This window comes from Pseudomonas sp. Ors-4-3C, assembly GCF_055755035.1.
In genome coordinates this window covers 1597479-1613775 of record NZ_CM146900.1, presented here as the reverse complement: position 1 = coordinate 1613775, position 16297 = coordinate 1597479, and the positions used below count along the sequence as shown (strand labels likewise).

Genomic DNA, 16297 nt, shown 5'->3' with positions numbered 1-16297 from the left:
CGCGTAATACGCCGGTCAGTTGGCAACGGACCGGCGGATTTTTTCATGTATGATACGCGCCCCATTTCGTTGCCCGACTGTCCGAGAACACCCCATGCAGCTCTCTTCGCTCACTGCGGTTTCCCCTGTTGACGGCCGCTACGCCGGCAAAACCCAGGCCCTGCGCCCGATTTTCAGCGAGTACGGCCTGATCCGTGCCCGCGTCCTGGTTGAAGTGCGCTGGCTCCAGCGCCTGGCCGCCCACGCCGGTATCCCGGAAGTGCCAGCCTTCTCCGCCGAGGCCAACGCCGTTCTCAATGAACTGGCTGAAAACTTCTCGCTGGAGCACGCCGAGCGCGTCAAAGAGATCGAGCGCACCACAAACCACGACGTCAAGGCGATCGAATACCTGCTCAAGGAGCAGGCGGCCAAGCTGCCGGAGCTGGCCAAGGTCAGCGAATTCATTCACTTTGCCTGCACCAGCGAAGACATCAACAACCTGTCCCACGCCCTGATGCTGCGCGAAGGCCGTGACGACGTGATGCTGCCGCTGATGCGCCAGACCGCCAACGCCATCCGCGAACTGGCGATCCGTTTCGCCGACGTGCCGATGCTGTCGCGCACCCACGGTCAGCCGGCCTCGCCGACCACCTTGGGCAAAGAACTGGCGAACGTGGTTTACCGTCTCGAGCGTCAGATCGCTCAAGTCGCTGCCGTGCCGCTGCTGGGCAAGATCAACGGCGCCGTGGGCAACTACAACGCGCACCTGTCGGCCTACCCGCAGATCGACTGGGAAGCCAACGCCCGCGCCTTCATCGAAGACGAGCTGGGTCTGGGCTTCAACCCGTACACCACGCAAATCGAACCGCACGACTACATCGCCGAGCTGTTCGACGCGATCGCGCGCTTCAACACCATCCTGATCGACTTCGACCGTGACATCTGGGGCTACATCTCCCTGGGTTATTTCAAGCAGCGCACCATCGCTGGCGAAATCGGTTCGTCGACCATGCCGCACAAGGTCAACCCGATCGACTTCGAAAACTCCGAAGGCAACCTGGGCATCGCCAACGCACTCTTCCAGCACCTGGCGAGCAAACTGCCGATCTCCCGCTGGCAGCGCGACCTGACCGACTCCACCGTACTGCGCAACCTCGGTGTGGGCTTCGCTCACAGCGTGATCGCCTACGAAGCCAGCCTCAAAGGCATCAGCAAACTGGAGCTCAACGAGCAGAAGATTGCTGCTGACCTCGACGCCTGCTGGGAAGTGCTGGCCGAGCCGATCCAGACTGTAATGCGTCGCTACAACATCGAAAACCCGTACGAAAAGCTGAAAGAACTGACCCGCGGCAAGGGCATCAGCCCGGAAGCGCTGCAGACTTTCATCGACGGCCTGGACATGCCAGCCGAAGCGAAAGCCGAGCTGAAACAGCTGACTCCGGCCAACTACATCGGCAACGCTGTAGCGCAAGCCAAACGCATCTGATTCACCGCTTGACCCGTTTGAGACGCCCGGCCGCGCCGGGCGTTTTTATTCCCGTCTGAAAAATGCTTTTTTTCAATAGGTTACACATGAATCCTGATACTCCTCTTCAACTTCTGGGCGGTCTCACGGCGCGCGAATTCATGCGCGATTACTGGCAGAAAAAGCCGCTGCTGATCCGTCAGGCCATTCCTGACTTCGAAAGCCCGATCGACGCCGACGAACTGGCCGGCCTGGCTCTGGAAGAAGAGGTCGAGTCGCGCCTGGTGATCGAGCACGGCGAGCGTCCTTGGGAGCTGCGTCGCGGCCCGTTCGCCGAAGACGAATTCAGCAAACTGCCAGAAAAAGAGTGGACTTTGCTGGTTCAGGCCGTTGATCAATTCGTTCCGGAAGTCAGCGAGCTGCTGGAAAACTTCCGCTTCCTGCCGAGCTGGCGCGTCGATGACGTGATGATCAGCTTCGCCGCCCCGGGTGGCAGCGTTGGTCCGCACTTCGACAATTACGACGTGTTCCTGCTGCAAGGCCACGGCCAGCGCAACTGGAAGATCGGCCAGATGTGCGACTCCGAGAGCCCGCTGCTGCAACACGCGGATCTGCGCATCCTCGCCGAATTCCACGAGACCGAAGAGTGGGTGCTGGAACCGGGCGACATGCTCTACCTGCCGCCGCGTCTGGCTCACTGCGGTGTCGCCGTGGACAACTGCATGACCTACTCGGTCGGCTTCCGTGCGCCAAGCGCCTCGGAAGTGCTGACCCACTTCACCGACTTCCTCAGCCAGTTCCTGACTGACGAAGAACGCTACACCGACGCCGATGCGAAGCCGGTCAGCGATGATCCACATCAGATCCAGCACGACGCACTCGGCCGCCTGAAAAGCCTGCTCGCCGAGCACATGAGCGACGAGCGCCTGCTGCTGACCTGGTTCGGCCAGTACATGACCGAGCCGCGCTACCCGGAACTGGTGGTTGGCCCGGAAGACGTTGAAGAAGATGACTTCCTCAATGCCCTGCAGGACGGCGCGGTGCTGATCCGCAACCCGAGTGCGCGCCTGGCCTGGTCGGAAGTCGATGACGACCTGCTGCTGTTCGCCAGCGGCCAGAGCCGTTACCTGCCGGGCAAGCTGCGCGAACTGCTGAAGATGATCTGCGCCGCCGATGCACTGCATGTCGACAACCTCGGCGAGTGGCTGAACGACGAAGACGGTCGCGGCCTGCTGTGCGAGCTGGTCAAACAAGGCAGCCTGGGATTTGCCGATGAATAAGATTCGCGTACGTGTCGCAGACTGGCAAAAGGACAACGCCGAGATCCGGCGTATTCGTGAAACGGTGTTCATCGCCGAACAATCGGTGCCACCCGAGCTTGAATGGGACGCCGATGATGCGGCCGCCGTGCATTTTCTGGCGTTCGAAGGCGACTTTCCGATCGGCACCGCTCGCCTGCTGCCCGACGGGCACATTGGCCGGGTTTCGGTGCTGAAGGACTGGCGCGGCATGAAGGTAGGCGATGCGCTGATGCAAGCGGTCATCGCTGAAGCCGAAGCCCGTGGCCTGCAGCAGCAGATGCTCAGCGCCCAGGTACAGGCCACGGCGTTCTATGAGCGCCTGGGTTTCAGCCTGGTCAGCGAGGAATTCCTTGAAGCCGGGATTCCGCACGTCGATATGGTTCGCCATTCGGCCTGAGACCGCGGCGCGGCTTTCGCGAGCAAGCTCGCTCCCACAGTTGATCTGCATTAGACACAGATTGTGTGTCAGACAGAGATTCAATGTGGGAGCGAGCTTGCTCGCGAAGAGGCCAGCAAGAACACCACAAAACGCCCCGCCATTTTCGGATGCCGGGGCGTTTTGCTGTCTACGATTCAACTTGCCCCACCCCGGGCCGACAAACTGGCAATATCAAGCCTTTCGAAAGCGGAGATAACGGACATGTCCCTACGCACCCTGCTCACCACCCTGCTGCTCGGCTGCAGCCTGTCGGTGATGGCAGCCACAGAAATCGTGCCTCTCAAGTACCGCACCAGCGCCGACATGCTGCAGATGGCGCAGGACTTCATCGGCAAGGACGGCCAGGTCAGCGCCTACGGCAACCAACTGATCGTCAAGGCCGAACCGGACAAGATTCAGGAAGTCAAAGCGCTGATCACCCAGCTCGACACTGCGCCCAAGCGCCTGCTGATCACCGTCGATACCAACGAAAACAACCAACAGAACACGGGCGATCAACAAACCCGGATCATCAACTACAGCACCGCCAGCCGTGATGGCGGCATCCAGCAGATTCAGGCCAGCGAGGGCGCGCCAGCATTGATCCAGGTCGGCCAGAGCGTGCCGATCACCAGCAGCCAGAGCAATTCCTACGGCGATTACAGCAGCCAGACGCAATATCGCAACGTCACCCAGGGTTTCTACGTGACAGCCAGCGTCACCGGCGACATCGTTCATCTGGCGATCAGCACCAATCGTGACCGAATGAGCCAGGAACGTCCCGATGTAGTGAACGTGCAAAGTACCGACACAACCGTCAGCGGACGCTTGGGCGAATGGATCACCCTGGCCGGGGTGAACCGCGAAACCCAGGCCGACAAACAGGGCGCGACACGCAGCTACTCGACTCAAGGCCGGGATGACATGACGCTGCGGGTCAAAGTCGATTCCCTGGACTAAAGCACCGAAAACTGACTGATTAGTCGTATTAGACGAAAGATGTAGTGCTTGAAAAAAAGCACTACAAAACGTTTGACGGGCCAAAAAAGCGAAGGCATGATGGCCTCGCTCCCGCTAATCAGAGGCCCTGGCAAGGGCCTTCGAAGCGATGTTCGCACCTACCCCGCGAACCGCTTCGTGTCTGTACCGCCCACAAGGTGTGTTTGACGAGGTTGTCGACTGGAACGAAGTTGTCCCGAGGGACGGAAGCGTTATTAGGTAACCCGGCACCACACTGATGTTCGTACCAAGGCCCACGACGCCTGAATGCGCCCGCAGTCCGCCTTTACCTGCTCACTTCCCCTCGAGCCCATCGTTCATCCCGTCGCCTCCCCCGCCGAATCCGACTTGACCACCTAAGCTTCTGGTCAGCGAGCGCAGGAATTTTCCACCGCAGAACAACTTTTCATAAAGACGCGACGAGGTTTATCTCCATGGCACTGACACGCGAACAGCAAATTGCAGCCCTTGAAAAAGACTGGGCTGAAAACCCGCGCTGGAAAGGCGTGACTCGCACTTACTCCGCTGCTGACGTCGTCCGTCTGCGTGGCTCGGTTCAACCTGAGCACACTTTCGCGAAAATGGGCGCCGAGAAGCTGTGGAACCTGGTGACCCAGGGTGCCAAGCCGTCCTTCCGCCCAGAGAAAGATTTCGTCAACTGCATGGGCGCCCTGACCGGCGGCCAGGCTGTTCAGCAGGTCAAGGCCGGTATCCAGGCGATCTACCTGTCGGGCTGGCAGGTGGCTGCGGACAACAACTCCGCAGAATCGATGTACCCGGACCAGTCGTTGTACCCGGTGGACTCGGTGCCAACCGTGGTCAAGCGCATCAACAACTCGTTCCGTCGTGCCGACCAGATCCAGTGGAAAGCCGGCAAGAACCCGGGCGACGAAGGCTACATCGACTACTTCGCACCAATCGTGGCTGACGCTGAAGCCGGTTTCGGCGGCGTGCTGAACGCCTACGAGCTGATGAAGAGCATGATCGAAGCAGGCGCCGCTGGCGTTCACTTCGAAGACCAACTGGCTTCCGTGAAGAAATGCGGTCACATGGGCGGCAAGGTACTGGTTCCGACTCAGGAAGCGGTACAGAAGCTGACCGCTGCACGCCTGGCGGCTGACGTTGCCGGTACGCCGACCATCATCCTGGCCCGCACCGACGCCAACGCGGCTGACCTGCTGACTTCCGATTGCGACCCGTACGACCAGCCGTTCGTGACTGGCGAACGTACTCAGGAAGGTTTCTACAAGGTACGTGCCGGTCTGGATCAAGCGATCGCACGTGGCCTGGCTTACGCGCCTTACGCCGACCTGATCTGGTGCGAAACCGCCAAACCGGATCTGGAAGAAGCCCGCCGCTTCGCTGAAGCGATCAAGAAGGAATACCCGGATCAACTGCTGTCGTACAACTGCTCGCCTTCCTTCAACTGGAAGAAAAACCTGGACGACGCGACCATCGCCAAGTTCCAGCGCGAACTGTCCGCCATGGGCTACAAGCACCAGTTCATCACCCTGGCCGGCATTCACAACATGTGGCACAGCATGTTCAACCTGGCGCACGACTACGCCCGCAACGACATGACTGCCTACGTGAAGCTGCAAGAGCAGGAATTCGCTGACGCCGCCAAGGGTTACACCTTCGTGGCTCACCAGCAGGAAGTGGGTACCGGCTACTTCGACGACATGACCACCGTGATTCAGGGTGGCTCGTCGTCGGTGACCGCGCTGACCGGTTCGACCGAAGAAGAACAGTTCCACTGATTCGGCTTCGCTGAGCAAACGGCCTTTGCGGATCGGATGGAAAGCTAACCGCAAAGCCGCAAGACTGACGCCCCGACTGGTTCGGGGCGTTTTTTTTGCCCGCCATTTTCCCAAAGACCACAAAACCCCTGTAGGAGTGAGCCTGCTCGCGATAGCGGTGGGTCAGTCAATGCATGTGCTAGCTGACAAACCGCTATCGCGAGCAGGCTCACTCCTACAGGGATCGACGTCGCCCGGACAAAAACATTGATCCAGAGCGGTACGAACGCCAGAAAAATCAGCTAAAACTGGCGCCACCGCTACTTGCAGTAACAGGCATATAAGACAACTTTCTGTTTACTGCACCGCTAAACAGTTACAAAACCACTCCAAACGATATCAATTATCATTTAGCAGCAACTATGTTCGTTACATTTCCTACAAAACATAATTCGCGGAAACCCGGCTAATGCCCGCACTGCATGGGCTACAGGGCATTGGAGGTGCGCTATGTCCTTATTCCAATAAATAATTTCGCTATAGGAATTTTACTTGCCGGGTGTTTAGCCATAAAATCAGCGCGATTGATTGCTGCGACATATCGTCACTGCCTTATTTCTTTATCAAGCTCAGAGACCTTTGCTCTCTGTTAAGGATTACCAGCATGCCCGAAGCGACAGGACTCATGGCCCACAACTGGGGCTTTGCCATTTTCCTTCTGGGTGTAGTCGGCCTGTGTGCCTTCATGCTCGGCGTCTCCAGCCTCCTCGGGTCAAAAGCCTGGGGCCGCAGCAAAAACGAACCGTTCGAGTCCGGCATGCTACCTACCGGTGGCGCCCGCTTGCGGCTCTCAGCCAAATTCTATCTGGTCGCGATGCTGTTCGTGATCTTCGATATCGAAGCCCTCTTTCTCTTTGCATGGTCTGTGTCCGTCCGCGAAAGCGGCTGGACCGGATTCGTCGAAGCTCTCGTTTTCATAGCAATTCTGTTGGCAGGTCTTGTCTACCTGTTCCGAGTGGGCGCCCTTGACTGGGCTCCGGAAGCTCGTCGCAAGCGGCAGGCGAAGCTGAAACAATGAGGCTTTGGCAATGCAATACAATCTCACCAGAATCGACCCAGATGCTCCTAACGAGCAGTATCCGATTGGCGAACGGGAAACCGTTTCCGATCCGTTAGAGGATCAAGTTCACAAAAACATTTTCATGGGCAAGCTCGAAGACGTGCTGAGTGGCGCGGTCAACTGGGGGCGGAAAAACTCCCTGTGGCCGTACAACTTCGGCCTTTCGTGCTGCTACGTGGAAATGACCACCGCCTTCACGGCGCCCCACGACATCGCGCGCTTTGGCGCCGAAGTGATCCGGGCATCACCGCGTCAGGCCGACTTCATGGTTATCGCCGGTACCTGCTTCATCAAGATGGCGCCGATCATTCAGCGTCTCTACGAGCAAATGCTCGAGCCGAAGTGGGTTATCTCCATGGGTTCGTGCGCCAACTCCGGTGGCATGTACGACATCTACTCCGTGGTTCAAGGGGTGGACAAGTTCCTGCCCGTGGACGTCTACGTACCTGGCTGCCCGCCTCGTCCAGAAGCATTCCTTCAAGGCTTGATGCTGTTGCAGGAATCGATTGGACAGGAGCGTCGTCCGCTTTCCTGGGTCGTTGGCGACCAAGGCGTTTATCGCGCCGACATGCCTTCGCAAAAGGAACAGCGCCGCGAACAGCGAATCGCAGTCACCAACCTGCGCAGCCCTGACGAAGTCTGATCCAGTCTGTTCTTACAAAGAAACGAGAAGCTGGCTTCATTCTTTACGTTGACCGAAAGCGAAAAAATAACCATGACTACAGGCAGCGCTCTGTACATCCCGCCTTATAAGGCAGACGACCAGGATGTGGTCGTCGAATTGAACAACCGTTTTGGCGCCGAAGCGTTCACCGCTCAGTCGACCCGCACCGGCATGCCGGTGCTGTGGGTGGCGCGCGCCAGACTTGTCGAAGTCCTGACCTTCCTGCGCAACCTGCCCAAGCCGTACGTCATGCTCTATGACCTGCACGGCGTGGACGAGCGTCTGCGCACCAAGCGTCAAGGGCTGCCATCGGGCGCCGACTTCACCGTGTTCTATCACCTCATGTCGCTTGAGCGTAATAGTGACGTGATGATCAAGGTCGCCTTGTCCGAAAGCGACCTGAGCTTGCCGACCGTCACCAGCATCTGGCCGAACGCCAACTGGTACGAGCGTGAAGTCTGGGACATGTTCGGCATCGACTTCAAAGGCCACCCGCACCTGTCGCGCATCATGATGCCGCCGACCTGGGAAGGTCACCCGCTGCGCAAGGACTTCCCGGCGCGCGCCACCGAATTCGATCCGTTCAGCCTCAACCTCGCCAAGCAGCAGCTTGAGGAAGAAGCCGCGCGCTTCCGTCCTGAAGACTGGGGCATGAAGCGTTCCGGGGCCAACGAGGACTACATGTTCCTCAACCTGGGCCCGAACCACCCTTCGGCGCACGGCGCGTTCCGCATCATTCTGCAACTCGATGGCGAAGAAATCGTCGACTGCGTACCGGACATCGGTTACCACCACCGTGGTGCCGAGAAGATGGCCGAGCGTCAGTCCTGGCACAGTTTCATCCCGTACACCGACCGTATCGACTACCTCGGCGGCGTGATGAACAACCTGCCGTACGTGCTCTCGGTCGAGAAGCTGGCCGGCATCAAGGTGCCCGAGAAGGTCGACGTCATCCGCATCATGATGGCCGAGTTCTTCCGGATCACCAGCCACCTGCTGTTCCTGGGTACCTACATCCAGGACGTCGGCGCCATGACCCCGGTGTTCTTCACCTTCACCGACCGCCAGAAGGCGTACACGGTGATCGAAGCCATTACCGGTTTCCGTCTGCACCCGGCCTGGTACCGCATCGGTGGCGTCGCCCACGACCTGCCGCGCGGCTGGGACAAACTGGTGAAAGACTTCGTTGAATGGCTGCCAAAACGCCTCGACGAATACACCAAGGCGGCCCTGCAGAACAGCATCCTCAAAGGCCGGACCATCGGCGTCGCGCAGTACAACACCAAAGAAGCCCTGGAATGGGGCGTCACCGGTGCCGGCCTGCGTTCGACCGGTTGCGACTTCGACCTGCGTAAAGCGCGTCCATACTCCGGCTACGAGAACTTCGAATTCGAAGTACCGCTGGCCGCCAATGGCGATGCCTACGATCGCTGCATGGTCCGCGTCGAAGAAATGCGCCAGAGCATCAAGATCATCGACCAGTGCATGCGCAACATGCCGGAAGGCCCGTACAAGGCGGATCACCCGCTGACCACGCCGCCGCCGAAAGAGCGCACGCTGCAGCACATCGAAACCCTGATCACGCACTTCCTGCAAGTTTCGTGGGGTCCGGTCATGCCGGCCAACGAATCCTTCCAGATGATCGAAGCGACCAAGGGCATCAACAGTTATTACCTGACGAGCGACGGCGGCACCATGAGCTACCGTACCCGGATCCGCACTCCGAGCTTCCCGCACCTGCAACAGATCCCTTCGGTGATCAAAGGCAGCATGGTCGCGGACTTGATTGCGTACCTGGGTAGTATCGACTTCGTTATGGCCGACGTGGACCGCTAAGCATGAACAGCACGCTTATCCAGACAGACCGTTTCACCTTGAGTGAAACCGAGCGCTCGGCCATCGAGCACGAGCTGCATCACTACGAAGACCCGCGCGCGGCGTCGATCGAAGCCCTGAAGATCGTTCAGAAAGAACGCGGCTGGGTGCCGGATGGCGCCCTGTACGCGATCGGCGAGATCCTCGGCATCCCCGCCAGCGACGTTGAAGGCGTGGCGACGTTCTACAGCCAGATCTTCCGTCAGCCGGTCGGCCGCCACATCATTCGCGTCTGCGACAGCATGGTCTGCTACATCGGCGGCCACGAGTCGGTGGTCAGCGAAATCCAGAACAATCTGGGCATCGGCCTGGGTCAGACCACCGCCGACGGTCGTTTCACCCTGCTGCCTGTCTGCTGCCTCGGCAACTGCGACAAGGCACCGGCGCTGATGATCGACGACGACACCTTTGGCGACGTGCAGCCTGCCGGCGTGGCCAAACTGCTCGAGGGCTACGTATGACCCTGACATCTTTCGGCCCTGCCAACCGCATCAAGCGTTCGGCCGAGACTCACCCGCTGACCTGGCGTCTGCGTGACGACGGCGAAGCCGTGTGGCTCGACGAATACCAGGCCAAGAACGGTTACGCCGCTGCGCGCAAAGCCTTCGCCGACATGGCTCAGGACGACATCGTCCAGACCGTGAAAGACGCAGGCTTGAAAGGCCGCGGCGGTGCAGGCTTCCCCACTGGCGTGAAGTGGGGCCTGATGCCCAAGGACGAATCCATCAACATCCGCTACTTGCTGTGCAACGCGGACGAGATGGAACCGAACACCTGGAAAGACCGCATGCTGATGGAGCAACTGCCCCATCTGCTGATCGAAGGCATGCTGATCAGTGCCCGCGCTCTGAAAACCTACCGTGGCTACATCTTCCTGCGTGGCGAGTACACCACCGCCGCCAAGCACCTCAACCGTGCCGTGGAAGAAGCCAAGGCGGCAGGTCTGCTGGGCAAGAACATTCTGGGCAGCGGCTTCGATTTCGAGCTGTTCGTGCACACCGGCGCCGGGCGTTACATCTGCGGTGAAGAAACCGCACTGATCAACTCCCTCGAAGGCCGCCGCGCCAACCCGCGCTCCAAGCCGCCCTTCCCTGCCGCCGTTGGCGTGTGGGGCAAGCCGACCTGCGTAAACAACGTTGAAACCCTGTGCAACGTGCCGGCGATCATTGCCGACGGCGTTGACTGGTACAAATCGTTGGCCCGCGAAGGCAGCGAAGACATGGGCACCAAGCTCATGGGCTTCTCCGGCAAGGTCAAGAACCCTGGCCTGTGGGAACTGCCATTCGGCGTCACCGGTCGCGAGCTGTTCGAAGACTACGCCGGCGGCATGCGCGACGGTTACAAGCTCAAGGCCTGGCAGCCAGGTGGCGCCGGTACCGGTTTCCTGTTGCCGGAACACCTCGACGCACAGATGTACGCCGGCGGCATCGCCAAAGTGGGTACCCGAATGGGTACCGGCCTGGCGATGGCGGTGGACGACAGCGTCAACATGGTCTCCCTGCTGCGCAACATGGAGCAGTTCTTCGCCCGCGAGTCCTGCGGCTTCTGCACCCCGTGCCGTGATGGCTTGCCATGGAGCGTCAAGCTCTTGATGGCCATCGAAGAAGGCCGCGGTCAGCCAGGCGACATCGAGACCCTGCTGGGTCTGGTCGGCTTCCTCGGCCCAGGCAAGACCTTCTGTGCTCACGCACCGGGTGCCGTGGAGCCGTTGGGCAGTGCCATCAAATACTTCCGTCCAGAGTTCGAAGCCGGTATCGCGCCTGCAAGCGCCGCCGTCCCGCCTCTGGCAAGGCCGATCGTAGTCGGCGCGTAAACGCTTAAAAGGCGAAGGGTCCGTGCCCTTCGCCTTTCGTCCGATGACGCCTTTCGGGGCTGACTGGATTCGGACGGATAACAAGATTCCATTAGCCACGCCCGCTGACACCGGGCCAACGAAGACCTTTGAACCATGGCCACTATCCACGTAGACGGCAAAGCGCTCGAAGTCGACGGGGCAGACAACCTGTTACAGGCATGTCTGTCGCTGGGCCTCGACATCCCTTATTTCTGCTGGCACCCCGCACTTGGTAGCGTCGGGGCCTGCCGCCAGTGCGCGGTCAAGCAGTACACCGACGAGAACGACACCCGTGGTCGCATCGTCATGTCCTGCATGACCCCTGCCACCGACAACACCTGGATCTCCATCGACGATGAAGAATCCAAGGCGTTCCGCGCCAGTGTTGTCGAATGGCTGATGACCAACCACCCGCACGACTGCCCTGTGTGCGAAGAAGGCGGTCACTGCCACCTGCAAGACATGACGGTGATGACCGGCCACAACGAGCGCCGTTATCGCTTCACCAAGCGCACCCACCAGAACCAGCAACTGGGCCCGTTCATTTCCCACGAAATGAACCGCTGCATCGCCTGCTACCGCTGCGTGCGTTTCTACAAGGACTACGCCGGCGGCACCGACCTCGGTGTATTCGGCGCCCACGACAACGTGTACTTCGGTCGCGTTGAAGACGGCACCCTCGAAAGCGAGTTCTCCGGCAACCTCACCGAGGTCTGCCCGACCGGTGTGTTCACCGACAAGACTCACTCCGAGCGCTACAACCGTAAATGGGACATGCAGTTCTCGCCGAGCATCTGCCATGGCTGCTCCAGCGGTTGCAACATCTCCCCGGGCGAGCGTTATGGCGAACTGCGTCGCATCGAAAACCGCTTCAACGGTTCGGTGAACCAGTACTTCCTGTGCGACCGTGGCCGTTTCGGTTATGGCTACGTCAACCGCACCGACCGTCCACGTCAGCCAATGCTGGCCGACGGCACCAAGCTGGGCCTGGATCAGGCGCTGGACAAGGCGGCCGATCTGCTGCGCGGGCGCAACATCGTCGGTATCGGTTCACCGCGTGCCAGCCTCGAAAGCAACTACGCGCTGCGTGAACTTGTCGGCGCCGAGCACTTCTACTCCGGTATCGAAGCCTCCGAACTGGAGCGCATCCGTCTGGTCCTGCAAGTGCTCAAAGACAGCCCGCTGCCCGTGCCGAACATGCGCGACATCGAAGACCACGACGCCGTGTTCGTCCTCGGTGAAGACCTGACCCAGACCGCCGCCCGTATGGCGCTGTCCCTGCGTCAGTCGGTCAAGGGCAAAGCTGAAGACATGGCCGAAGCCATGCGCGTTCAGCCGTGGCTCGACGCTGCGGTGAAGAACATCGGTCAGCACGAACTGAACCCGCTGTTCATCGCCAGCCTGGCCGAAACCAAGCTCGACGACATCGCTGAAGAATGCGTTCACGCCGCTCCCGACGATCTGGCGCGTATCGGTTTCGCCGTGGCTCACGCTCTGGACGCCAGCGCCCCGGCCGTTGAAGGTCTGGACGCGGAAGCCCAGGAACTGGCCAAGCGCATTGCTGATGCCCTGCTCGCGGCCAAACGTCCGCTGATCATCGCTGGTACTTCGCTGGGTTCCAAAGCCTTGATCGAAGCGGCGGCGAACATCGCCAAAGCCCTGAAGCTGCGCGAGAAGAACGGTTCGATCAGCCTGATCGTGCCGGAAGCCAACAGCCTTGGCCTGGCCATGCTCGGTGGCGAATCGGTCGACGCGGCGCTGCAAGCCGTGATCGATGGCCAGGCCGACGCCATCGTCGTGCTGGAAAACGATCTGTACACCCGCACCTCCAAAGCCAAGGTCGATGCCGCGCTGAACGCTGCGAAAGTAGTGATCGTTGCCGACCACCAGAAGACCGCCACCACTGACCGCGCGCAACTGGTTCTGCCAGCGGCGAGCTTCGCTGAAGGCGACGGTACGCTGGTCAGCCAGGAAGGTCGCGCCCAGCGCTTCTTCCAGGTTTTCGATCCGCAATACATGGATGCGAGCATTCTGGTTCACGAAGGCTGGCGCTGGCTGCACGCCCTGCGCTCGACCCTGCTGAACCAGCCGATCGACTGGACGCAACTCGACCACGTCACCGCTGCCGTGGCGTCGAGCACCGAGCAACTGGCGCGTATCGTCGACGCCGCGCCGTCTGCCGCGTTCCGCATCAAGGGTCTGAAACTGGCGCGTGAGCCGCTGCGTTATTCCGGTCGCACCGCAATGCGTGCCGACATCAGCGTTCACGAACCGCGTACCCCGCAAGACAAAGACACCGCGTTTGCCTTCTCCATGGAAGGTTACTCGGGCTCTGTCGAACCGCGTCAGCAGGTGCCGTTTGCCTGGTCGCCGGGCTGGAACTCGCCGCAAGCCTGGAACAAGTTCCAGGACGAAGTCGGTGGTCACCTGCGTGCTGGCGACCCGGGCACCCGCCTGATCGAAAGCACCGGCGATTCGCTGAACTGGTTCACCGCTGCTCCGCGCGCCTTCAACCCGGCGCCGGGCACCTGGCAAGCCGTGCCGTTCTACCACCTGTTCGGCAGCGACGAAAACTCGTCGAAAGCCGCTCCGGTGCAGGAACGCATCCCGGCTCCGTACGTGGCGCTGGCCAAATCCGAAGCGGATCGCCTGGGCGTCAACGACGGTGCTCTGCTGAGCCTGAACGTGGCCGGCCAGACCCTGCGTCTGCCGCTGCGCATCAATGAAGAACTGGGCGCTGGTCTGGTGGCCTTGCCTGCGGGCATCGCCGGCATTCCACCGGCATTCGCCGGCCTGTCCGTCGACGGTCTGCAGGAGGCAGCGCAATGACCTGGTTCACCCCTGAAGTGATCGATGTGATCCTGACGGTTATCAAAGCCATCGTGATTCTGCTGGCCGTCGTGGTCGCGGGCGCGTTGCTCAGCTTTGTCGAACGTCGCCTGCTGGGCTGGTGGCAGGACCGTTATGGTCCGAACCGCGTTGGCCCGTTCGGCATGTTCCAGATCGCCGCCGACATGCTGAAGATGTTCTTCAAGGAAGACTGGACCCCGCCGTTTGCCGACAAGGTGATCTTCACCCTGGCACCGGTGGTGGCCATGTCCGCCCTGCTGATCGCGTTCGCGATCATCCCGATCACCCCGACCTGGGGCGTGGCGGATCTGAACATCGGCCTGCTGTTCTTCTTCGCCATGGCCGGTCTGTCGGTCTACGCGGTGCTGTTCGCCGGCTGGTCGAGCAACAACAAGTTCGCCCTGCTCGGCAGCTTGCGTGCCTCGGCGCAGACCGTGTCCTACGAAGTGTTCATGGGCCTGTCCCTGATGGGCATCGTGGTGCAGGTCGGCTCGTTCAACATGCGCGACATCGTCGAGTACCAGGCGCAGAACCTGTGGTTCATCATTCCGCAGTTCTTCGGCTTCTGTACCTTCTTCATCGCTGGCGTAGCCGTGACTCACCGTCACCCGTTCGACCAGCCGGAAGCGGAACAGGAACTGGCCGACGGTTACCACATTGAATACGCCGGTATGAAATGGGGCATGTTCTTCGTCGGTGAATACATCGGCATCATCCTGATCTCGGCGCTGCTGGTCACCCTGTTCTTCGGTGGCTGGCACGGTCCGTTCGGCATCCTGCCGCAACTGTCCTTCGTCTGGTTCGCACTGAAGACCGCGTTCTTCATCATGCTGTTCATCCTGCTGCGCGCTTCCATCCCGCGTCCGCGTTATGACCAGGTGATGGATTTCAGCTGGAAATTCTGCCTGCCACTGACCCTGATCAATTTGCTGATAACCGCTGCGGTTGTGTTGTGGAACACACCTGCGGTTGCGGTTCAGTGAGGATTTGACCCATGTTCAAATATATTGGCGACATCGTTAAGGGTACCGGTACCCAGTTGCGCAGCCTGGTCATGGTCTTCGGCCATGGCTTTCGCAAGCGCGACACCCTGCAATACCCGGAAGAGCCGGTCTACCTGCCGCCACGCTACCGTGGTCGCATCGTCCTGACCCGTGACCCCGATGGCGAAGAGCGTTGCGTAGCCTGCAACCTGTGCGCCGTGGCTTGCCCGGTAGGTTGCATCTCGCTGCAGAAAGCTGAAACCGAAGACGGTCGCTGGTACCCGGACTTCTTCCGTATCAACTTCTCGCGCTGCATTTTCTGCGGTCTCTGCGAGGAAGCCTGTCCGACCACCGCAATCCAGCTGACTCCGGATTTCGAGATGGCCGAGTTCAAACGTCAGGACCTGGTGTACGAGAAAGAAGATCTGCTGATCTCCGGCCCCGGCAAAAACCCTGATTACAACTTCTATCGTGTTGCAGGTATGGCAATCGCTGGCAAGCCGAAAGGCTCTGCGCAGAACGAAGCCGAACCGATCAACGTGAAGAGCTTGCTGCCTTAAGGAAGAACGATGGAATTCGCTTTCTATTTCGCATCGGGTATCGCGGTGGTGTCCACGCTTCGTGTGGTCACCAACACCAACCCTGTGCACGCCCTGCTCTACCTGATCATCTCGTTGATCGCCGTGGCCATGACGTTCTTCGCACTCGGCGCACCGTTCGCCGGCGTGCTGGAAGTGATCGCCTACGCCGGCGCCATCATGGTGCTGTTCGTGTTCGTGGTGATGATGCTGAACCTGGGTCCCGCCTCGGTTCAGCAGGAACGCACCTGGCTCAAGCCCGGTATCTGGGCCGGGCCGGTGATTCTCGCCGCCCTGCTGCTGGCCGAACTGCTGTATGTGCTGTTCGCTCACCAGAGCGGCCAGGCCATCGGCCACACCACCGTCGATGCAAAAGCCGTGGGCGTCAGCCTGTTCGGTCCGTATCTGCTGGTGGTCGAACTCGCCTCGATGCTGCTGCTCGCCGCAGCCGTCACGGCGTTCCATTTGGGCCGTAACGAGGCGAAGGAGTAA

The 16297-nt window shown here is 60.2% G+C and carries 14 protein-coding genes; all 14 read left to right on the top strand.

Going from position 1 to position 16297, the window contains the following annotated elements; genetic code table 11:
- Positions 1-94: 94 nt before the first annotated feature.
- Positions 95-1465 (top strand): adenylosuccinate lyase, encoded by a 1371-nt coding sequence (gene purB / locus ACVHNU_RS07250; protein ID WP_003223822.1) that lies wholly within the window; start codon positions 95-97, stop codon positions 1463-1465.
- Positions 1466-1551: 86 nt separating this feature from the next.
- Positions 1552-2724, top strand: coding sequence for a ribosomal protein uL16 3-hydroxylase (locus ACVHNU_RS07245; protein WP_003223820.1), 1173 nt, complete (start codon positions 1552-1554; stop codon positions 2722-2724).
- Complete coding sequence (locus tag ACVHNU_RS07240) at positions 2717-3142, top strand: GNAT family N-acetyltransferase (RefSeq protein ID WP_473019317.1); 426 nt, start codon at positions 2717-2719, stop codon at positions 3140-3142. Before ACVHNU_RS07245 ends, ACVHNU_RS07240 begins: the two co-directional genes overlap by 8 nt.
- 243 nt (positions 3143-3385) lie before the next feature.
- The gene (locus ACVHNU_RS07235; protein WP_473019316.1) at positions 3386-4123 is read left to right on the top strand and encodes a secretin N-terminal domain-containing protein; all 738 of its coding nucleotides are present in this window, start codon (positions 3386-3388) and stop codon (positions 4121-4123) included.
- 473 nt (positions 4124-4596) lie between these two features.
- Positions 4597-5922, top strand: coding sequence for an isocitrate lyase (gene aceA, locus ACVHNU_RS07230; protein WP_003223815.1), 1326 nt, complete (start codon positions 4597-4599; stop codon positions 5920-5922).
- Positions 5923-6565: 643 nt separating this feature from the next.
- Positions 6566-6979, top strand: a complete 414-nt coding sequence (locus ACVHNU_RS07225; RefSeq protein WP_003223812.1) for an NADH-quinone oxidoreductase subunit A — start codon at positions 6566-6568, stop codon at positions 6977-6979.
- A gap of 10 nt (positions 6980-6989) precedes the next feature.
- A complete protein-coding gene (locus tag ACVHNU_RS07220) occupies positions 6990-7664 on the top strand; it encodes a NuoB/complex I 20 kDa subunit family protein (protein ID WP_003223809.1) in 675 nt (224 codons plus the stop codon).
- 72 nt (positions 7665-7736) lie between these two features.
- Positions 7737-9521, top strand: coding sequence for an NADH-quinone oxidoreductase subunit C/D (nuoC, locus tag ACVHNU_RS07215; protein ID WP_003223807.1), 1785 nt, complete (start codon positions 7737-7739; stop codon positions 9519-9521).
- Between the two features lie 2 nt (positions 9522-9523).
- Positions 9524-10021, top strand: coding sequence for an NADH-quinone oxidoreductase subunit NuoE (gene nuoE / locus ACVHNU_RS07210; RefSeq protein WP_003223804.1), 498 nt, complete (start codon positions 9524-9526; stop codon positions 10019-10021).
- Positions 10018-11373: an NADH-quinone oxidoreductase subunit NuoF gene (gene nuoF, locus ACVHNU_RS07205; RefSeq protein ID WP_027614663.1), complete on the top strand. Its 1356-nt coding sequence runs from the start codon at positions 10018-10020 to the stop codon at positions 11371-11373. Before nuoE ends, nuoF begins: the two co-directional genes overlap by 4 nt.
- 135 nt (positions 11374-11508) lie before the next feature.
- The gene (gene nuoG / locus ACVHNU_RS07200; RefSeq protein ID WP_473019315.1) at positions 11509-14223 is read left to right on the top strand and encodes an NADH-quinone oxidoreductase subunit NuoG; all 2715 of its coding nucleotides are present in this window, start codon (positions 11509-11511) and stop codon (positions 14221-14223) included.
- Positions 14220-15227, top strand: a complete 1008-nt coding sequence (nuoH, locus tag ACVHNU_RS07195; RefSeq protein ID WP_003223797.1) for an NADH-quinone oxidoreductase subunit NuoH — start codon at positions 14220-14222, stop codon at positions 15225-15227. The genes nuoG and nuoH overlap by 4 nt, the downstream gene beginning before the upstream one ends.
- 11 nt (positions 15228-15238) lie before the next feature.
- A complete protein-coding gene (nuoI, locus tag ACVHNU_RS07190) occupies positions 15239-15787 on the top strand; it encodes an NADH-quinone oxidoreductase subunit NuoI (protein ID WP_003223795.1) in 549 nt (182 codons plus the stop codon).
- Positions 15788-15796: 9 nt separating this feature from the next.
- Complete coding sequence (gene nuoJ, locus ACVHNU_RS07185) at positions 15797-16297, top strand: NADH-quinone oxidoreductase subunit J (RefSeq protein ID WP_003223793.1); 501 nt, start codon at positions 15797-15799, stop codon at positions 16295-16297.